Genomic DNA, 19,672 nt, shown 5'->3' with positions numbered 1-19,672 from the left:
TTGTCATTCACATAAATCGGGCCTAGATAACGGCCTTCTATCCTTTCTTGCTTGAGCTGGAGCATTCCCATGGCCCGCGTGACCGTTGAAGACTGCGTTGACAAGGTTCCGAACCGTTTCGAACTGGTGATGCTCGCCGCACACCGCGCACGCGAGATTTCGTCGGGCGCGCCGATCACTGTGGACCGCGACAACGACAAGAACCCCGTCGTGTCCTTGCGCGAGATTGCGGAAGAAACACAATCTTCCGAAGAGCTGCGCGAGCGTCTGATCGAATCGAACCAAAGCCAGATCGAAGTGGACGAGGCCGAAGAGGACGCGATGGCGCTTCTTATGGGTGCCGAGCAGGACAAGCCCGAAGAAGACAGCATGTCCGAAGAGATGCTTCTGCGTCAGCTGATGGCCGCCCAAGGCCAGGGCTGACACCACCCGGGGTGCGGACCGCATGATATCTGCCGACGACCTGATCGCGCTGGTCCGCAACTACAACCCGAAAACCAACGAAGATTTGATCCGCCGTGCCTATGTGTTCGGCGGGGAAATGCATGAGGGGCAGTTCCGCCATTCGGGTGAGCCCTATTTCACGCATCCCGTTGCTGTCGCCGCCATTCTGACCGAGCAACAGCTGGATGATGCCACCATCGTCACCGCTCTGCTGCACGACACGATCGAGGACACCAAGGCGAGCTATGCCATGGTCGCCGAAGAGTTCGGGGACGAGATTGCCAAGCTGGTCGACGGAGTCACCAAACTGACCAATCTGCAGCTGTCTTCGGTCGAAACCAAGCAGGCCGAGAACTTCCGCAAGCTGTTCATGGCGATGTCGAAGGACATGCGCGTCATCCTGGTCAAGCTGAGCGACCGTCTGCACAACATGCGCACCATCAAGTCCATGCGCCCCGAAAAGCAGGTGCAGAAGGCGCGCGAGACCATGGACATCTTTGCCCCCCTTGCGGGCCGCATGGGGATGCAGTGGATGCGCGAGGAATTGGAGGATCTGGCCTTCAAGACCCTGAATCCCGATGCGCGGTCGTCGATCATTCGCCGGTTCATCACCATGCAGCGCGAAACGGGTGACGTGATCCAGCGCATCACCGGAGATATGCGCCACGAGTTGGAGAAGGTGGATATCGAGGCCGAGGTGTTTGGCCGTGCCAAGAAACCTTACTCCATATGGCGCAAGATGCAGGAGAAGGATCAGTCCTTCAGCCGGTTGTCCGATATCTACGGCTTTCGCGTCATCACCGGCACTGAAGAGGACTGCTATCGCGCGCTCGGTGCCATTCACCAGCGCTGGCGTGCCGTTCCCGGCCGCTTCAAGGACTATATCAGCCAGCCCAAGACGAACGGGTATCGGTCCATCCACACCACGGTGTCCGGCCGTGACGGCAAGCGGGTCGAAGTGCAGATCCGCACCCGCCAGATGCATGATGTGGCCGAAACCGGCGTGGCGGCCCACTGGTCTTATCGCGACGGGGTCCGGTCGCAGAACCCCTTTGCCGTCGATCCGGCCAAGTGGATCAGCCAGCTGACCGAGCAGTTCGACAGCGAGGAGGATCACGAAGACTTCCTCGAGGCTGTGAAGCTCGAGATGTATTCGGACCAGGTGTTCTGCTTTACCCCCAAGGGCGAGGTGGTGAAATTGCCGAAAGGCGCCACGCCTATCGATTTTGCCTATGCTATCCACACGCGGATCGGGAATGCCTGTGTGGGCGCCAAGGTCGACGGGATGCGCGTGCCCTTGTGGACCCGCGTGAAGAACGGCCAGTCGGTCGAGATCATCACCGCCGAGGGGCAGACGCCGCAAGCGACCTGGCTTGAAATCGCGACGACCGGCAAGGCCAAGACCGCGATCCGCCGCAGCTTGCGCGAGGCGGACCGGGATCGTTTCATCACCCTGGGTCGTGAGTTGGCCCGTTCCGCCTTTGCTCATGTGCAGAAGAAGGCGACGGACAAGGCGCTGGAGGCTGCGGCCAAGCATTTGCGCCTGAAGGATGCGGATGAGGTGCTGGCCCGTCTGGGATCCGCCGAGCTCACCGGGCGCGCGGTGGTGCAGGCCATCTATCCCGATCTGACGCCCAAGCCCGGCAAGGAGGTCGACGCGAAGCGTGCCGTGATTGGCCTTTTGCCCGGCCAGTCCTTTCAGCGTGCCACCTGTTGCGAACCGCTGCCAGGTGAGCGCATCGTCGGCATCACGTTTCGCGGGGAAGGTGTGGTTGTTCATGCCATCGACTGTGGACGGTTGGCCGAGTACGAGAACCAGCCGGACCGTTGGCTGGACCTGCATTGGCATGACGGCACCCATCCGGCCGTCTACGGTGTGACCCTCGATGTGACTATTGGAAACGACGCGGGCGTGTTGGGGCGGATTTGCACATTGATCGGCGAAAGCAAGGCGAATATCTCGAACCTTGAGTTTGTGGATCGGAAACCTGACTTTTACCGGTTGCTGGTCTACGTAGAGCTTCGGGACGCGCCGCATTTGCACACGTTGATGGGGGCGCTCGAAGCTGAGAGTGATGTGGCCGCTATCGACCGCTTTCGCCGCCCTGCACCGTCCGCAGGCCAGGCGGTTGTGGCGGGTTAGGCGCAAGAAGGGGCGACAAGACATTGGTGTTCAAGCGCCGCGACCCCAAACCGTTTCTGCGCGCGGTGCTCGAGTTTCTCTGGCCGCGCGGAGGATGGGCGCGCGCGTTTCAATACGTCAAACACAGGGTACGCCGGCTTCCGGACCGTCCTGAAAAGATCGCGCGGGGCATCTGGGCCGGTGTCTTCACCACGTTTACGCCCTTCTACGGCCTGCACTTCTTTGTCGCGGCGGCCATCGCGACAGCGATGCGTGGCAATATCGTGGCCTCGCTCATGGCGACCTTCTTTGGCAATCCGCTGACTTATGTGCCCATCGGTCTTGTTTCGCTTCAGACCGGTCACTGGCTCTTGGGCACGGAGATGAAGGAGGAGACGGAACGGTCCTTTGGTGGGAAGTTCGTCGATGCCGGGTCGGATCTTTGGCTGAACTTCAAGCATGTGCTGACGGGCGCGCCGCGGGACTGGACCAGGCTGAGCATCTTTTATGATGAGGTGTTCTTTCCCTATCTCATCGGCGGCATCATCCCGGGCATCGTGTCGGCCACCGTTTGCTATTACCTGTCCGTTCCCGTGATCCGCGCGTACCAGAAGCGTCGCAAGGGTGCGATCAAGGCAAAGTTCGAGGCGTTGAAGGCCAAGGCCGCCAGCAAGGCTGCCAGCGCCAAGCAGAAAGCCGACTGATATCTTGGTACAATTTTGCCGCTTTGTCTGCATTTCCAGAGGGTTGCTTCCGCACTAGGTTGCGGCTGAGCGACATGGCTTGGAAGGACGAGAGCGATGACATCTCCCTTGGGTAAATTGCGGCTTGGCGTGAACATCGACCACGTGGCGACCGTGCGGAATGCGCGGGGTGGCGACACGCCCGATCCGTTGCGTGCGGCTAAGCTGGCAGAGGCGGCGGGGGCCGATGGCATCACGGCGCATTTGCGCGAAGATCGCCGTCACATATCGGACGCCGATATCGAAGGGTTGATGGACGTCCTGTCGGTCCCGCTGAATTTCGAGATGGCCGCCACCGATGAGATGCAGAGCATCGCGTTGCGTCACAAGCCGCACGCCGTCTGCATCGTGCCCGAGAAGCGAGAAGAGCGCACGACCGAGGGTGGGCTTGAAGTGGCGCGCGAGGAAAACCGCCTGGCCCATTTCATTGCGCCCCTGCGCGATGCGGGCTGCCGTGTGTCGATCTTCATCGCTGCCGACAAGCGCCAGATCGAAGCTGCTCACCGCATCGGCGCGCAGGTGATCGAGCTTCATTCGGGGGCTTATTGCGACGCCCATCACGAGGGGCGTCTCAACGATCGCGATCGTGAGTTGGAAGCGATGCGCGAGATGTCCGCCTTTGCCCATGAGCTGGGACTGGAGGTGCATGTGGGACATGGGCTGACCTATGAAACCGTGTCCCCGGTTGCGGCCTTTCCGGAGGTGATGGAGCTGAACATCGGTCACTTCCTGATTGGAGAGGCGATTTTCCTCGGTCTTGATCCTGCCATCCGCGAGATGCGCCGTCTGATGGACGAGGCGCGCGCCTGATCGGCATGATCCTGTCGATCTTGTCGGTGCGGCTTGTGCTTTTGGCGGAACCGTCCATTCTGGGGTGAATGTTGAGGGCGCGGCTGCCATGCCGCGTGCGGAAGAAGGGAGCCAAGAATGATCCGCCATTGCGTTTTTCTGCGACTCGCCCCCAAGGCGGACAGCGCCGAATTGGACAAGGTGATGCTGGGACTGGCGGATGTGGTGCAGCGGCTTCCCGGGTGTTCAGGCTTTCGTGCCGGACCCAACCGCGACTACGAGGGCAAGACACCCGACTACCCCTATGGCTTCACGCTGGATGCGATAGATGCCGAAGCGCTTGCGACCTATGCAGTGGACCCCGAGCACCAGGAGCTCGGCGCGCGGCTTGTGGCCCTGTGCGAAGGCGGTGCGGAGGGCATCACCGTTTTTGACATTGACGCGGTCTAGCTTGCCCTTGCGGGCTCGGATCGTTGCGATTGGCGCGGTGCTGGTTGCTGCATGGGCGCTGGTCGTTCTAGAAGGTGCGCGCGGCGGGCTGACCATCGAGGAGCGCCGCATTGGCGACACGCCTGTAACCGCATATTCGGGTGCGGAAGATGGCCCACCGGTGATCGTGGCCCACGGCTTTGCCGGGTCGCGGCAGATGATGCAGGGCTATTCCCTCGTGCTGGCGCAGGCCGGTTACACTGTCTACGCCTTTGATTTTGAAGGGCATGGGATGCATCCGACGCCGATGGGCGGGGATGTGAATGCGATTGAGGGCACCACGCAGCGTTTGGTGGATCAGACCCGTGCGGTGATCGACGCCGTGGCTGGTGATGTGCCGGTCTCGCTGCTGGGCCATTCCATGGCGACCGATGTCCTGGTGCGCGTGGCGCAGGATGATCCGCGTGTGGGTCCGCTTGTGCTGCTGTCTGCCTTTTCGCTTGCGATTGATGCTGACCACCCGGCGCATCTGCTGCTTGTGACCGGTGCTTGGGAGCCGGGCTTGACCGATTTTGCGGTGGAGGCGGCGCAGATGGTGGACCCTGCGGCGGCCGTGGGTCAGACGGTGACGGCAGATGGTATTGCCCGCCGCGCCGTGCTTGCCCCCTATGCCGAGCATGTTGCCATCTTGCAGTCGCGCGCGGGACGGGCGGAGGCCCTTGCGTGGTTGAACCTGTATTACGACCGGACGACCTCTGCCCCCGTGCCGGTCACGGGGTGGGCGCTCATCGCGTTGCTCTTCGCGGTGACGCTGCTGGCGCGGCCCTTGGCGCATGTCGTGCCTGTATCTGCGGTCTCCGACGCACCGCTGTCTGCGCGCCACTTTGCGCTTGTCGCGCTTGCCCCCGCCGTTCTGGCGCCGCTTCTGGCGGCCCCGATCGATACCCGTGTCTTGCCGGTTCTGGTGGCGGATTATCTTGCGCTGCACCTTGCCATCTATGGGGTTCTGCAGATGGCGATGCTTGTCTGGTTGGGGCGGGGTGTGCCGCGCCCATCGCTTTTGGCGGCTTGTGTGCTGGTCGTTTGGGCGTTGGGTGCATTTGGATTGGCGCTGGACCGCTACGGCGCGAATTTCGTGCCGAGCGGTGACAGGGTGTTGATCATTCTGGCGCTGGCCGTGGGCGCCGTGCCGTTCATGTTGGCCGACGCGCGCGCGGCCTTTGGAGCCCCTGTGTGGCAGCGGATCGTGTTGCGCGTTGCCCTGTTGGTGTCGCTGGGCATTGCCGTTGCGCTGGATTTTGAAGGGCTGTTTTTCCTGATCATGATTGCCCCCGTTATCCTTCTGTTTTTCCTGACCTTTGGCGTGATGGGCCGCGCCTTTGCCAGACGGACCGGGCCCGCCACGTCGGGGCTGGCCTTGGGCCTTGTGCTGGCTTGGGCGTTGGGCGTATCCTTTCCGCTCTTTTCCGCGTGAGGTTGTAGATGATCCTGGGTGTCGGCACCGATTTGGCGAATATCGAGCGCATCCAGGGCACGCTGGATCGCTTTGGCGACCGGTTTCGTAACCGGGTGTTTACCGACATCGAACAGGGCAAGGCCGAGCGGCGGGCGGATACCGCGGGCACCTATGCAAAGCGCTGGGCGGCCAAGGAGGCCTGTTCCAAGGCGTTGGGCACGGGCCTGCGCATGGGAATTGCATGGAAAGACATGGCTGTGTCCAATCTGCGCACGGGCCAGCCCGTGATGAAAGTGACGGGGTGGGCCGCCGAACGGCTGGCTGAAATGACGCCCGAAGGGCACGAGGCGATCATCCATGTCACCCTGACCGACGATCACCCCTGGGCGCAGGCCTTTGTCGTGATCGAAGCGCGCCCTATTCAATCGCCACCGGTGGCTTGACACCCCCGCATGTCGACCGCATGTAGCGCGGAACCCACCCCGAAGGAGCGCGCAATGGCCGCCAAGGAAAAGTCCCAGAATGGCGTGATCGAGACGATCAAGACCATCGTCTATGCGCTGCTGATTGCGGGTGTGTTTCGGACCCTGTTCTTTCAGCCATTCTGGATCCCGTCGGGGTCGATGAAAGAGACGCTGCTGATCGGGGATTTCCTGTTCGTGAACAAGATGGCCTATGGCTATTCCTATGCGTCCTGCCCGTCGATCCCGGCCATCGGGCTGGACGCGCAGGGCATGTGCGGGTTCATCGACGGTGACAACACGCGCATCTGGGCGGGGCAGCCCGAGCGGGGCGACGTGGTTGTGTTCCGGCATCCGGTGTCGGGCGCGGACTTCATCAAGCGGGTGATTGGTCTGCCCGGCGACACCGTGCAGGTGCGTGACGGCCAGATCATTCTGAATGGCGAGCCTGTACCGCAAGAGCCAGCGGGCACCTTTACCGAAGTGTTCGACCGGCAAGGGCCGCAAGGTCTGCTACCGCGCTGTGAAAGCGGTGCTGTGGGCCAGGGTGCGGCCTGCACCAAGTCGCGCTTCATCGAGACATTCCCGAACGGGGAAGAGCATGTGGTGCTGAACGTGGCGGTCCAGCAATCGGACAACACGCCCGTCTACCGCGTGCCCGAGGGGCATTTCTTTTTCATGGGTGACAACCGGGACAACTCCTCCGACAGCCGTCTGGCGCAGGTCGCAGGTGGCGTCGGCTATGTTCCGTTCGAGAACCTGATTGGCCGTGCGGACCGGATCATGTTTTCCTCGGCTGGCCGGTCCATGCTGTTCTTCTGGACCTGGCGCAGCGACCGCTACTTCAAGAGGATCGAGTGAAGCTGGGCGCGGAGCTTTCCGCCTTCGAGGGCCGGATCGGGCACAGCTTTGCCGCGCCCGAATTGCTGGTCGAGGCGGTGACCCATGCGTCGATGTCGTCGCCCACGCGGTCCGACAACCAGCGGCTGGAGTTTCTGGGCGACCGGGTCTTGGGTCTGGTGATGGCGCAGGCGCTTTTGGAGGCAGATACTGATGCCTCGGAGGGCGCATTGGCGCCGCGTTTCAATGCTTTGGTGCGGAAAGAGACCTGTGCCGATGTGGCCCGCGACGTCGCGCTCGGCGACGTGCTGCGCTTGGGGCGGTCCGAGATGCTGTCCGGGGGGCGGCGCAAGCAGGCCTTGCTGGGTGATGCGATGGAGGCGGTGATCGCGGCCGTCTATCTTGATGCTGGTTTCGATGCGGCCAAGGCGCTGATCCTGCGCTTGTGGGGCGAGCGGATCGCGCGTGTCGATGCGGATGCGCGGGACGCCAAGACGGCCTTGCAGGAATGGGCGCAGGCCCGTGGTATGACCCCGCCGCAATATGTTGAGACCGACCGGTCGGGGCCTGATCATCAGCCCGTGTTCACCATTGCCGCGCGTCTGTCCACGGGGGAGGAGGCCACCGCCACCGCCGGGTCGAAGCGTGAGGCACAGCAGGCAGCGGCGCAGGCGTTGCTGAACGAACTGGAGGGGTCGGCATGACCACGCGCGCAGGTTTCATCGCCCTGATCGGAGAGCCCAACGCGGGCAAATCCACGCTCTTGAACACCATGGTCGGCGCCAAGGTCAGCATCGTGACCCACAAGGTACAGACCACGCGCGCCCGCATTCGCGGTGTGGCGATGGAAGGTGACAGTCAGCTCGTGTTCGTCGACACGCCCGGCCTGTTCCAGCCGCGCCGTCGGCTGGATCGGGCCATGGTGGCCGCGGCCTGGGGTGGGGCTGCGGATGCAGATGTGGTCGTGCTGATGGTTGAGGCGCATCGCGGCGTGACGCCCGGCGTTGAGCGTATTCTGGAAGGCATGGCCGAGATCGGGCAGGGCCGGACCGTGGCGCTCGCCATCAACAAGATTGATCGGGTTGAGGCGCCAGTATTGCTTGGACTGACGAAGGATTTGAACGAGCGTTTTGATTTCGTCGAGACCTTTATGATCTCTGCCGAGAAAGGGCATGGGGTTGAGACCCTGCGCCAATGGCTGGCGGCACAGGTGCCCGAAGGTCCGTGGCTGTACCCCGAGGACCAAATCGCCGATCTGCCCATGCGCATGATCGCTGCCGAGATGACGCGCGAAAAGCTGACCCTGCGCCTGCATCAGGAGTTGCCCTATCAGTTGACGGTCGAGACCGAGGCTTGGGAAGAGCGCAAGGATGGGTCGGCCAAGGTGGACCAGATCATCTATGTGTCGCGCGATGGGCACAAGGGGATCGTGCTGGGTCACAAGGGCGAGACTATCAAAGCCGTCAGCAAAGCCGCGCGCGAGGAATTGGCGGAGTTTCTGGGCCGCAAGGTGCATCTGTTCCTGCAGGTGAAAGTGCGCGAGAAGTGGCTGGAAGAAGCCGAGCGCTATGACCAGATGGGTCTGGATTTCAAAGATGGCAACGCCTGAGCCTTTGGCTGATCGACCCTCCGGGGGCGGTTTATTTCGCGAAATGAAGGGGATTGCGTGTCGCCTCGTTTGACTTCTCGGTTTTGGGTGGATGCCTATTTGGCGAGGCTGCGTTTTGCGGACATTCCGGGATTTGTGGTGGCCCATGGGGATGATACTGGCGGTGCCGTGCTTGTGAAGTTGAACACGCTGGATGGGCAAGCGGTGCTGTATCAGCGGTCCTTTGACCTGATGATGGACACGCGGGTGTGGGCCGAGTTGGCTTCTGGACCGGAGCCGGATGTGGATGCCGCGGTTGCGCGGCAGCGTGGGTTTGACCCGGATCTGTGGGTGATCGAGGTTGAGGATCGGGCCGGGCGGCACCTGCTGGATCAGGAGGGGCTGGCCTGAGATGGAGTGGCGTGGCACGGGCATATTGCTGAGCGTGCGGCGCCACGGAGAGACCAGCGCCATCATCGATGTCTTTACTGAAGAAAAAGGCCGCCATGCCGGAGTGGTGCGGGGCGGCACCAGCCGCAAGATTGCACCCTCTCTCCAACCCGGCGCGCAATTGGATGTCGCGTGGCGCGCGCGGCTTGAAGATCACATCGGAACATTCGCTGTCGAGCCGGTGCGCAGCCGTGCGGCACTGGTCATGGGCAACCGGCTGGCGCTGGCGGGGTTGAACGCTGTCACCGGTCTTTTGGCGTTCTGCTTGCCGGAGCGTGAGGCGCATGGCCCGCTCTACCGGCGGACCGAGACGCTCTTGGATTTGCTGGGGCAGAATGAGCTGTGGCCGCTGGCATACCTGCAATGGGAATTGGCGCTGCTTGAAGAGATGGGCTTTGGTCTGGACCTCACGGCCTGTGCGGTGACGGGGGCGACGGAGGGGTTGGCCTATGTCTCGCCCAAGTCGGGGCGTGCCGTGTCAAAAGCGGGTGCCGGTGTGTGGGCAAGTCGGCTTTTGCCCTTGCCGCCGGTGTTGCGGCGTGAAGGAGACGCGCCGGATGCAGAGATTGCGCAGGGGCTGGAGACGACCGGGTATTTCCTGACCCATCACCTTGCCCCTGATTTGGGATCAAAGCCATTGCCGGAGGCGCGGGCGCGCTTTGTCGATGCGTTCAGTCGGACGTTGTGAAAATCATCTCTTCGTTGTCGTCATTGCGGAGGAACAGAGTGCCTTCGCGCACTTCGGATTGGGTCATACGTGCGAGTGCGTCGAGGTACAGGGTTTCTGCGTCAAGCGCATCGCAGGCAAGATCGGTGGACACGATCGGGGTCAGTTCAAACCAGGGATACGGCACCGTGTTGGTTGCGCTGAACGTGTTGCAGGGCGCCCGGCCCGAGACCGGCCCGCCCGGTTCGAACTCGAGCGTGGCAGGGCCGGACAATGCGGCCCCGTTCAGGGTTTGCAGTTCCCAGAGCCGGTCTGCGGCGCCGTAGCGTGCAACCGTCTCGTCTGCCTGGCAGGCGGGAAGGAGTGCCGTCAGCGCCAGCGCGGCGGCGCGGATCATTTCAGAGCCATCACCAGGTCGACCAGTGCAGCGAAGGCAACAAGCGCGTCACCATCGTCGGTGTGCATCTGCTTGAGCCCGACAAGTGACCCGTAGGCGGAGCGTGCGAAATCCTCGTTCGTGACGCCGATGCCGGACATCAGATCGGTCAGACGCTTGAGGCGGGCCTTGTCGACTTCGGTCAACGCCTTGGCGACCGCTTTGTCCTGCTGCGCCCAGGCGCGCAGGGCGGGGCCGGGGCTGTCTTCCTGCACGCTTTGTCCGAAGCGGATCATCTTGTCCGTTGGCGTGCCATCCTGTGCGCTGTCTTCGGCCAATGTGGCCAGCGCGCGGCTTTTCCATTCGGCCAGTAGGGCCTTTTGGAATGCCGGTACGTCCTTGAAATGCCAGTAAAAAGATCCTTTGGACGTTTTCAGGTGTCTTGAGAGTGGTTCTGCTCTGAGCGCAAGGGGCCCTTGGGCTGTGAGCTGTTCAAGCCCGGCGTCAATCCAGGCGGCGGGGGAGAGAGGTGCTTTGGCCATATTCGTGCGATACGCTTGGGTATGCAGGGGCGCAAGCGAAAGCGGCTGCAACTTCCGGTATGAGCGTGTTGCCGCACATGGTGCGAAAAAATCTGCTTATCTTGCATGCAGTTCGGTCGCCTTGTGGACCGTTCTAGATCCCGGATGCGACGGCGAGTGCGACCACCACAAGCATGGATGCGGCCATGGCATAATTAATGCGCCGCTGGCGGTGTGGCGCAAGGTCCAGCGCCTTGAGCTGCACCCCGAACCAGACCCACAGCACATGGATCGGAACCCAGATCGCGTTGACGATCAGCAGCTTCCACGCCGCTTCGGCCACGAGCGCGTCGGGCATGAGCGCAAAGCCGGAAAAGAGGGCGGTGTTGACGGCGTAAGCCTTTGGATTGATGGGCTGAAGCAGAATACCGTTGATCACGCCGGGTTCGGTGTCGGCGGGCGCGAAGGCCAGTTTTGACCCGGCAAACGCGATGCGCGCGGCGATGTAGAGCAGGTAGGCTGTCGAGAGAATGAAGAGGAAGGTACGCAAGGCCGGGCTGGCGAGGATCAGGGCGGCAAGGCCGCTGATCACCGCGAGGATGACGAGGTTGTTGCCGATGAAGAGGCCCAGCACGTAGCGCAGACCCGACTGCATGCCGAAGGCGGCGCCAACACCTGCGGCGGACAGCACGCCGGGGCCGGGGGTGATGATGAGTAAGAAGACGGCGGCGGCGAAGGTGAGCATTGGGTTAGAATGGCGGAGCCTGCGTCCAGGTCAATGCGGGAACGGGCACCGTACGCGCAACAGTTAACGCGCGGTTTGCGTGGGACGGGCGGATATGCGGGTTAACGCCTGTGTTTGTTGGGAAAACTGCGATGCACCACCAGTACACCCCCTGTGCACCCCCCGTACACCGGTTGTGCACCAAAGCGCGGGTTAACGGTGCGTGCGGTGCTGAAGGTTAAGAGCGGGTTAATGGGGTTTTCATGGGGCAAATGCAAAGAGGCCGGGCTGAAGCCCGGCCTATGGTTTTGATGATCTTTGGCAGGCGTGGCGGGGTGAAACCCCGCCCTACCGTTTTGGATCAGCCGAGGATGCGGCGGGCGATGACTTGCGCTTGGATCTCGGCGGCACCTTCGAAGATGTTGAGGATACGGGCGTCACAGAGGACGCGGGAGATTTTGTACTCCAGCGCGAAACCGTTGCCGCCATGGATTTGCAAACCATTGTCTGCAGCCGCCCAGGCCACACGGGCGCCGAGCAGCTTGGCCATGCCGGCCTCCACGTCGCAGCGGCGCCCTTCGTCCTTCTCGAAGGCCGAGAAGTAGGTGAGCTGTCGGGCCACCATGATCTCGACCGCCATCATCGCCAGTTTGTTGGCCACGCGGGGGAAGTTGATCAGCGCCTTGCCGAATTGCTTGCGGTCCAGGGCGTACTGCATGGAGATGTCGAGGGCCGATTGAGCAACGCCAATAGCACGGGCAGCAGTCTGGATGCGGGCGGATTCAAAGGTCTCCATCAATTGCTTGAAGCCTTTGCCTTCTTCGCCGCCGAGCAGGTTCTCACCTTTGACGTGGAAGTTGTCGAAGCCCAGCTCGTATTCCTTCATGCCGCGATAGCCGAGGACTTCGATCTCGCCGCCGGTCATGCCGTCGGTGGGGAAGGGGTTTTCGTCGGTGCCCGGCGTCTTTTCGGCCAGGAACATCGACAGGCCCTTGTAGTCCGTCGTGTTCGGGTCGGTGCGGGCCAGCAGTGTCATCACTTGCGTGCGCGTGGCGTGGGTGATCCAGGTCTTGTTGCCGGTGATCTTGTAGTCGCCGTTGTCATCCTTGACTGCGCGGGTGCGGAGCGAGCCGAGGTCAGAGCCGGTGTTGGGTTCGGTGAACACGGCTGTGGGCAGCGTTTCGGCGGAGGCCAATTGCGGCAGCCACTTTTGCTTTTGCTCTTCGGTGCCGCCCGCGATGATCAGCTCGGCTGCAATTTCGGACCGGGTGCCGAGGGAGCCGACGCCGATGTAGCCGCGCGACAGCTCTTCGGAGACGACGCACATAGATGCCTTGGAGAGACCAAAGCCGCCATATTCCTCGGGGATGGTCAGGCCGAACACGCCCATCTCGGCGAGCTCCTCGATCACCTCCATCGGGATGAGTTCATCCTTGAGGTGCCAATCGTGGGCGAAGGGTTCGACTTTTTCGATGGCGTAGCGGCGGAACTGTTCGCGGATCATTTCCAGCTCTTCGTCGAGGCCGGAGGCGCCCACCGTGATCTCTGCGCTGCGTTCCTGCATCAGTTCGACGAGGCGGATGCGGGCGGCTTGGGTGTTGCCGCCTTGGGTGAGCGTCATCACCGCCGGTTCCATCATGCCGCGCATGTCGTCCTGCGACAGGCCGAGGTCCTGCAGGCGCAGCACCTCACCCTGGTTCATCTGAATGCCGCCATAGATCTGCCAGAGGTATTCGCCGAAAGCGATCTGGTGAATCAGTGCTTCGACTTCGCCGAACTTGGATTGTGCATCGAGCGCTTCGGCCCATTTCTGCATCTGGCGCAGCGATTCGGTGTAGGTGGCAAGCCACGCCAGGCCGTGCGCGGCTGTCTGATGCTCTTCCACCAAAGCGCCCGATACGCGGCCATCGACGCTGAGTTGATCGCGCAGACGGGTGCGGGCGAGTTCCGTGATCTCTTCGACCGGTTTGAGTGCCGCACGTGTCAGACCAAGCAGGTCATCCAGCAAAATGGGCGTGACCGCCCCCATATCCTGTCCGTCATGTGCCATGGCTTGGCTCCTCATTTCTAGCTCCGTCACGGCTTATCTAGTTCGCAGGTGCAGCGCAACAAATATTCATTTTGGTGCGGCTATTTGTTCGTTTCTTGCGTGGCATTATACTGCGCTGCGGCAAATATCTGATGAGGCAGAGTATTGCACAAAAGAAAACCGCGCCCAAGTTGGGCGCGGAGACACTCGTACTACAAACTCGTACTGCAACCATGTCTTGGTGCACTTTGACGCGCGGCCCACGTCATATTGACGAAGGCGCGACCGGCGAGCGTACCTGTCAGGAGGCTTTGCGCGCTACCGTGAGGCCGGACACATCCTCGATGAACGTCACGATGCGCGACTTGATTCGTTCATCTTCGATCGTGGCCAACGCATTCACGATGTCGAGGCCGCGGTCGTTGCGGGGCGTTGCCTCGGCTTCGGCCAAGCCTTCGAAGAAATATGAAGTTGGGACGTCGAGGATTCGCGACAGTTCGAACAAACGACTGGCTGCAATGCGGTTAGAGCCGATTTCGTACTTCTGAATCTGTTGAAAAGACAGATTCAAGCGCTTTGCCACATCGGTTTGCGACATCCGGCGCAGTGTACGGATTTGCTTCAGGCGCTTACCAACGTGAATGTCTACAGGATGCGACATGACTGATTACCTCCGGTTGATCTGACCAAAGTGATCGCCCAGTACACGCACAGGTTCAATTGAGTAGATTTACACCCCAGACTACACGTAAATGTTGCATTAATGTATGATTCGTATAACGTAGATGTATTGTTAATCATACATCAGGCTTGTCAGTGAATGCGCCTTCTCCAAATTTGACCGAGGTCAATCAACCGCTTCTGTTCGAGATGATCCGCTCGTTCACGACGCTGGCGCAGACGCTGAATCTGTCGCACGCGGTTGCGGAGTTGAACAGCACCCGTCAGACGGTCCGGCGTCATATTTCACAACTGGAAGAAGCCAAGCAGGCCAAGTTGTTCACGGTCGAAAACAGGCGATATCTGCTGACCGACGCTGGGCGCAATGCTCTGCCCGAGGCATTGGATATCCTGGCGCGCGGCACTGGCTGGTTGACCGGGCAGTCCGGGCAGATCAATGGCCTGCAATTTCTCAGACACGAAGATACGAGCGGGTGGTGCCATTATCAGCAGCAGCACCCCATTGCGCGTGCGTTCACGTCGAGCGGGGACCTTTTGCATTCGGTCATTCGTGCGTGGTCAATGGCCGGAGGATATATTGAGGACGACGCATTCAAGGATGTGCGGCCCTACTGCACCGTGTCGCGCTCAGTGAACGGTCGCTGGCTTTTCACCGAGGTGGGGGACCTAAGCTCGTATGTGAGTTGGTTTGGCTGGAAACGTGCGCGGTCCAGCATTGGGGCGTCGTTAGGCGAGATGCCGGGCGGGAGCGGGTTCGGCCTTTTGGTGGGCGCTGCATACCAAGAGGTCGAGGCGACTCAGTCGATGCGTTTGGACCACGTTTACACATTGTTTCCCCGCGGAGATGAGGGCGTGCTTTCGCCGATTTGCTACGAGAGGTTGTTGCTGGGTGCCCGATATCCGGACCACAGTTATGCGATGATCACCGTCGTGCGCCGTACGTATGATGTGGAAATACATGGTGTTAACAACGACATGTTGCGTCTGATGCCGGAGGACATGCTCATGTAGAAGTACGTATTCCCGAAATACGACAAATTTCGGCGACGCAACTTAAAATAGGTTAACTTCAGCCTTGAATGCAGAATGCAGGAGGGGCTCATGGCATTTCACGGTTTAGGTGCGGCAGACAAATTCGAGGCCGCGAGCTCGGACATTTTCAACCGATTTGGTATACGGCTGACCCTGGGACATGACTTTGATGAATATCGAGAATATGTCGCTGAGGCGAGACCAGACCATGCTGTAGGTGATCCATTCCGTACGGACCTGCATCGTTTGCACAACCGCAACGCTGTTTGGGTGATCGGCCGGGACGAGGCGGGGCAAATCATGCACACGCAAGCCCTGCGCGTATTGCCTACGGCGTCAGGTTCCGTGGCGGATTATTTCCGTGCGAGGTTTCACGGATTTTCGCCGTCAGAAATGGACATAGACTACGCGCGGTCACGTTATCGTGCTGGACCCGGGGCCAAGAAAATCAAGGGCAGAGTGGTCTATTCCGGCGAAACATGGATTGGCGGTGACAAAAGCCGTTATCGTGGCTCCGGCTTGTCAAGTATATTGGGTCGTTACGCGCTGCTGACTGCGCTCCGCGAACTGGATGCAAATTACGTGGTGGGTTTCATGATTAAACCGGTGGCCTACAAGGGATTTTGCCTGCGCATGGGCTTCATGCACGCCGAACCGCTGGCGCTTCGCTGGTATGTGCATGGCAAGCCGGATCCGATGGAGGCCGTGATGGTATACATGAGCGATGAGGACATCCGCTTCCTTCTTGATCTGCCCCCCTCTGAGGTCGAAGCCTTGGCGGCTTGATCCGCCAAAATTCGTGTCCAGCGCGGGTCGCGGAAACCGCAACTGCGACCCGCTGTTCTGACCTAACCATATCTAGCGAGTGTTTCGTGGCCGTTGTAATGATCTTCCATGCCTTTGGCGTAACGCGTCAAAGGAGTGACATTTGTGACTGTGCAGCTTTCCGATCATGCGGCCCCGTTCATTGCGACGAGCCGCAAAATTCTGTTGTCTCAGGGAATCACCCTGACCATTGGAACCGACTTTGAAGCGTACAGGGACATTGTGGAGGAAGAGCGCCTCGTGCAGAAGTTGGGTGCGCCTTTTGATCCAGAAAGATACGGGCTGGGCAAGGCAAATGCGTTCTGGTTGATCGCGCGAAGCGAAGATGGAGAATTGGTCCATACGCAGGCGGCAAAGCGTGTTCGCCTATCTGCTCGCCCGCTCAGCGGCTATCTGCTGCGGCAGTTCCGCGCCTTTCCGCCACCCCTGAAAGGTGTGGATCTGACCCGCTCGCGGTTTCGCGCGACACCGGGAACCCACAAGATCAATGGAATGGCGGCGTACCACGGGGAATTCTGGGTCGCGCCGGAACGGGGCAGGTATCGTGGCGTTGGTCTTGCGCCTGTACTGGGGCGTACGGGTATGCTGGAGATGATGCAACGCTGGGACCCGGACTGGATCTACGGCTTTATCCTGGACGTGGTGGCGTACAAGGGGTTCGCGGCGCGCATCGGATACCTGCACCTTGAGCCGAGCGTTCTGAAATGGGTGGTAGAGGGGCGTGACGCCCCGATCGACACCTTCCTCGCTTACAACAGCCGCGAGGATCTGGAATACCTGTTGAACATACCGCTGGCGGATGTTGTGCCCGAGGCCGCGTAGGGCCCCGGGCCAAGTCTTTAGCTGATGGCGGCGGCTTTCACGTCGTCATCGATGTGGGGCAGGTATTGCTCGAAATTGTTCGAGAACATGTCGACGAGCTTGGCTGCTTGCGTATCGTAGGCAGCGGCATCGTCCCAAGTGCGGCGCGGGTCGAGCAGGATGTCGGCCACGCCAGGTACCGACACAGGTACGTCAAACCCGAAATTGGGATCCTTGCGGAATTCGCCTTTGGCCAGCGTTCCGTCGAGGGCCGCGGTCAGAAGTGCCCGTGTCGCGCGGATCGGCATCCGGCTTCCCGTGCCGTACGCCCCTCCGGTCCAGCCGGTGTTCACCAGCCAACAGGTCGCGCCATGCTTGGCGATCTTTTCCTGCAGCAGCTTGCCGTAGTTTTCAGGCCGACGTGGCATGAAAGGCGCGCCGAAGCAGGTCGAGAATGTGGGCTCGGGCTCAGTCACGCCGCGTTCGGTTCCCGCTACCTTGGACGTGAAGCCCGACAGGAAGTGATACATCGCCTGCGCTGGCGTCAGCCGCGCGATGGGGGGCAGGACGCCGAAGGCATCGCAGGTCAGCATAATGATGTTCTTGGGATGCCCGCCAAGCGCCGACGACGACGCATTCGAGATGTAGTGCAACGGGTAGGCGCAGCGCATGTTTGCCGTCAGGCTGTCATCTTCGAAGTCGAGGTCCTTGGTGTCGGGATCGAACACCATGTTTTCGATCACCGTGCCGAATTTCTCGGTCGTGGCGTAGATTTCCGGCTCGGCTTCGGCGCTCAGGTTGATGGTCTTGGCATAGCAGCCCCCTTCGAAGTTGAAGGTGCCGCGGTCGGACCAGCCATGTTCGTCGTCGCCGATCAGAACGCGGCCAGGATCGGCGGACAGGGTCGTTTTGCCTGTGCCGGACAGACCAAAGAAGATGGCCGTGTCGACCGGGTTGCCCTGTGCGTGGTTGGCCGAGCAGTGCATCGGCATCACGCCGCGTTCGGGCAGCAGGTAGTTGAGCAGTGTGAAGACGGATTTCTTGTTCTCGCCTGCGTATTCCGTGCCGCCGATCAGGATCATCTTGCGATCGAAGTTCATGGCGATGACGGTTTCAGAGCGGCAGTTGTGGCGCTCGGGGTTTGCCTGGAACGACGGGCAGTTGATCACCGTGAAGTCCGCAATGAAGTCCTTAAGGTCTTCGGCATCCGGGCGGCGCAACATGTGGCGGATGAAGAGGCCATGCCACGCCAATTCCGTGACCATGCGCACGTTGATGGAGTAGCTTGGGTCTGCACCGCCAGTCAGGTCCTGTACGAAGTACTCGCGGCCCTTCATATGCTCCAGCATGTCTTCGTAGAGCGCGTCGAAGCCCTCGGGCGACATGGCGGCGTTGTTGTCCCACCAGATGCTGTCGGCAACACTGTCCGTTTTGACCACATGCTTGTCCTTGGGCGAGCGGCCCGTGAACTTGCCGGTGGTGACAAGGAACGCGCCGCCTTTGCCAAGCGTGCCTTCTTTCCGTTCGAGCGCGCGCTCGATCAGGGCGGGTTCGATCAGGTTGTAATAGACATCGCCCAGCCCATTGATCCCTTGATCTTCGAGGCGGAACTGCGGGTTTACCCGTCCAAATGTCATGTGAACTCTCCTGAAGCCGCCATGCGGCGTTGTTGGTCAGAGGATGGCCCGAAGGCCAGTAAGCGACATCGCGTCGCCGTATTCCGGCGTCTTAACACGCGGATTCACAAGGTGAATAGGGCTCCGGCCAAGGTTAGCGCCATCATCGCGACCGGTTGCGCAAACAGTGTTTCAGGTCTGTGCACTCTCGGCGGGAATGTGCGGCAATTTAGCCATTCCTAACCACTTTCTGGCCAATCTGACGGCGGATTCACCCGCTGATTCGCACTTATGGATTGATTCGAAAGGTCAAAAACGAGACAATGGCCGAAAAAACAAATGGTACGAGCAGTATAAGGAAACAGGCAATGTCCAAGATTGCATTGGTGGATGACGACCGGAATATTCTGACGTCCGTCTCCATGACGCTCGAGGCAGAAGGGTTCGAGGTCGAAACATATAACGACGGTCAGGCCGCACTTGATGCGTTCAACAAGCGGCTGCCGGACATGGCGGTGTTGGACATCAAGATGCCGCGCATGGATGGCATGGACCTGCTGCAACGTCTGCGGCAGAAGACCACGATGCCGGTCATCTTCCTGACATCCAAGGATGACGAGATTGACGAGGTTCTGGGTCTGCGCATGGGCGCGGACGATTACGTCAAGAAACCATTCTCTCAGCGCCTTCTGGTAGAGCGCATCCGCGCGCTGCTGCGTCGGCAGGACGCGGTCGCGGGCGATGTCGTCGGTGACACAGAAGAAACCAAGGTGATGGAGCGGGGCGATCTGCGGATGGATCCACTGCGCCATGCGGTCAGCTGGAAGGGCAAGGACGTCTCGCTGACGGTGACCGAGTTCCTGCTGCTGCAAGCCTTGGCGCAACGCCCCGGGTTCGTGAAATCGCGCGACCAGTTGATGGACGTCGCCTATGACGATCAGGTCTATGTCGACGACCGCACCATCGACAGCCATATCAAGCGTTTGCGCAAGAAGATGCGCAGTGCCGACGACGAATTCTCGGCGATTGAGACGCTGTACGGCATCGGGTATCGTTACAACGAAGAATAATTGAGACG

General features: G+C 60.7%; 22 protein-coding genes. 16 read left to right on the top strand and 6 right to left on the bottom strand.

Going from position 1 to position 19,672, the window contains the following annotated elements:
- Positions 1-69: 69 nt before the first annotated feature.
- The 12 genes from rpoZ (at position 70) to recO (ending at position 10,010) form a co-directional block, all read left to right on the top strand.
- Entirely contained in the window at positions 70-423 is a 354-nt protein-coding gene (gene rpoZ, locus KUV51_RS16015; RefSeq protein ID WP_039682236.1) for a DNA-directed RNA polymerase subunit omega, read from the top strand.
- A gap of 22 nt (positions 424-445) precedes the next feature.
- A complete protein-coding gene (locus KUV51_RS16010) occupies positions 446-2,587 on the top strand; it encodes a RelA/SpoT family protein (protein ID WP_222522466.1) in 2,142 nt (713 codons plus the stop codon).
- A gap of 23 nt (positions 2,588-2,610) precedes the next feature.
- Entirely contained in the window at positions 2,611-3,270 is a 660-nt protein-coding gene (locus tag KUV51_RS16005; protein WP_222522465.1) for a DUF2062 domain-containing protein, read from the top strand.
- 96 nt (positions 3,271-3,366) lie between these two features.
- On the top strand, positions 3,367-4,119 hold the full coding sequence (locus tag KUV51_RS16000) for a pyridoxine 5'-phosphate synthase (RefSeq protein ID WP_222522464.1): 753 nt from the start codon (positions 3,367-3,369) through the stop codon (positions 4,117-4,119).
- A 117-nt stretch (positions 4,120-4,236) separates the two neighbouring features.
- Positions 4,237-4,548, top strand: coding sequence for a Dabb family protein (locus tag KUV51_RS15995; protein ID WP_222522463.1), 312 nt, complete (start codon positions 4,237-4,239; stop codon positions 4,546-4,548).
- Positions 4,549-4,555: 7 nt separating this feature from the next.
- On the top strand, positions 4,556-6,001 hold the full coding sequence (locus KUV51_RS15990; RefSeq protein WP_261385877.1) for an alpha/beta hydrolase: 1,446 nt from the start codon (positions 4,556-4,558) through the stop codon (positions 5,999-6,001).
- An 8-nt stretch (positions 6,002-6,009) separates the two neighbouring features.
- A complete protein-coding gene (acpS, locus tag KUV51_RS15985; protein WP_222522461.1) occupies positions 6,010-6,426 on the top strand; it encodes a holo-ACP synthase in 417 nt (138 codons plus the stop codon).
- Between the two features lie 54 nt (positions 6,427-6,480).
- Positions 6,481-7,305 carry a signal peptidase I gene (lepB, locus tag KUV51_RS15980; RefSeq protein ID WP_222522460.1) on the top strand — a complete coding sequence of 275 codons (825 nt, stop codon included), beginning with the start codon at positions 6,481-6,483 and terminating at the stop codon, positions 7,303-7,305.
- Entirely contained in the window at positions 7,302-7,988 is a 687-nt protein-coding gene (gene rnc, locus KUV51_RS15975; RefSeq protein ID WP_222522459.1) for a ribonuclease III, read from the top strand. Before lepB ends, rnc begins: the two co-directional genes overlap by 4 nt.
- On the top strand, positions 7,985-8,893 hold the full coding sequence (gene era / locus KUV51_RS15970; RefSeq protein WP_222522458.1) for a GTPase Era: 909 nt from the start codon (positions 7,985-7,987) through the stop codon (positions 8,891-8,893). The genes rnc and era overlap by 4 nt, the downstream gene beginning before the upstream one ends.
- 57 nt (positions 8,894-8,950) lie before the next feature.
- Positions 8,951-9,283 (top strand): DUF1491 family protein, encoded by a 333-nt coding sequence (locus tag KUV51_RS15965; RefSeq protein WP_222522457.1) that lies wholly within the window; start codon positions 8,951-8,953, stop codon positions 9,281-9,283.
- A 1-nt stretch (position 9,284) separates the two neighbouring features.
- The gene (recO, locus tag KUV51_RS15960) at positions 9,285-10,010 is read left to right on the top strand and encodes a DNA repair protein RecO (protein ID WP_222522456.1); all 726 of its coding nucleotides are present in this window, start codon (positions 9,285-9,287) and stop codon (positions 10,008-10,010) included.
- Here recO and KUV51_RS15955 read toward each other — a convergent pair.
- The 5 genes from KUV51_RS15955 to KUV51_RS15935 all read right to left on the bottom strand — a co-directional run bounded on the left by KUV51_RS15955 (position 9,994) and on the right by KUV51_RS15935 (position 14,300).
- Positions 9,994-10,386, bottom strand: coding sequence for an META domain-containing protein (locus tag KUV51_RS15955; RefSeq protein WP_222522455.1), 393 nt, complete (start codon positions 10,384-10,386; stop codon positions 9,994-9,996). The two genes, recO and KUV51_RS15955, sit on opposite strands and share 17 nt — an antisense overlap.
- Positions 10,383-10,907 carry a TetR/AcrR family transcriptional regulator gene (locus KUV51_RS15950; RefSeq protein ID WP_222522454.1) on the bottom strand — a complete coding sequence of 175 codons (525 nt, stop codon included), beginning with the start codon at positions 10,905-10,907 and terminating at the stop codon, positions 10,383-10,385. The genes KUV51_RS15955 and KUV51_RS15950 overlap by 4 nt, the downstream gene beginning before the upstream one ends.
- Before the next feature lie 133 nt (positions 10,908-11,040).
- A complete protein-coding gene (locus KUV51_RS15945; RefSeq protein WP_222522453.1) occupies positions 11,041-11,631 on the bottom strand; it encodes a LysE family translocator in 591 nt (196 codons plus the stop codon).
- A gap of 340 nt (positions 11,632-11,971) precedes the next feature.
- The gene (locus KUV51_RS15940) at positions 11,972-13,660 is read right to left on the bottom strand and encodes an acyl-CoA dehydrogenase family protein (protein ID WP_222522452.1); all 1,689 of its coding nucleotides are present in this window, start codon (positions 13,658-13,660) and stop codon (positions 11,972-11,974) included.
- A 280-nt stretch (positions 13,661-13,940) separates the two neighbouring features.
- Complete coding sequence (locus tag KUV51_RS15935; RefSeq protein ID WP_222522451.1) at positions 13,941-14,300, bottom strand: helix-turn-helix domain-containing protein; 360 nt, start codon at positions 14,298-14,300, stop codon at positions 13,941-13,943.
- Positions 14,301-14,476: 176 nt separating this feature from the next.
- On the opposite strand from KUV51_RS15935, the gene KUV51_RS15930 reads away from it, so the two are divergent.
- From KUV51_RS15930 to KUV51_RS15920, 3 genes are all read left to right on the top strand, one after another.
- On the top strand, positions 14,477-15,331 hold the full coding sequence (locus KUV51_RS15930) for a LysR family transcriptional regulator (protein ID WP_261385875.1): 855 nt from the start codon (positions 14,477-14,479) through the stop codon (positions 15,329-15,331).
- 90 nt (positions 15,332-15,421) lie between these two features.
- Positions 15,422-16,138 carry a hypothetical protein gene (locus KUV51_RS15925; protein ID WP_222522450.1) on the top strand — a complete coding sequence of 239 codons (717 nt, stop codon included), beginning with the start codon at positions 15,422-15,424 and terminating at the stop codon, positions 16,136-16,138.
- Between the two features lie 144 nt (positions 16,139-16,282).
- Positions 16,283-16,999 carry a hypothetical protein gene (locus KUV51_RS15920; RefSeq protein ID WP_222522449.1) on the top strand — a complete coding sequence of 239 codons (717 nt, stop codon included), beginning with the start codon at positions 16,283-16,285 and terminating at the stop codon, positions 16,997-16,999.
- A gap of 17 nt (positions 17,000-17,016) precedes the next feature.
- Here KUV51_RS15920 and KUV51_RS15915 read toward each other — a convergent pair whose 3' ends face one another.
- Positions 17,017-18,615, bottom strand: a complete 1,599-nt coding sequence (locus tag KUV51_RS15915; protein ID WP_222522448.1) for a phosphoenolpyruvate carboxykinase — start codon at positions 18,613-18,615, stop codon at positions 17,017-17,019.
- Between the two features lie 347 nt (positions 18,616-18,962).
- Here KUV51_RS15915 and KUV51_RS15910 point away from each other — a divergent pair, with 347 nt between their 5' ends.
- Positions 18,963-19,664, top strand: a complete 702-nt coding sequence (locus KUV51_RS15910) for a response regulator transcription factor (protein ID WP_222522447.1) — start codon at positions 18,963-18,965, stop codon at positions 19,662-19,664.
- Positions 19,665-19,672 lie beyond the last annotated feature (8 nt).

Origin of the sequence: Tateyamaria omphalii (assembly GCF_019802125.1) — a bacterium.
GTDB classification, from domain to species: domain Bacteria; phylum Pseudomonadota; class Alphaproteobacteria; order Rhodobacterales; family Rhodobacteraceae; genus Tateyamaria; species Tateyamaria omphalii_B.
This window is presented reverse-complemented; position numbering and strand designations above follow the sequence as displayed.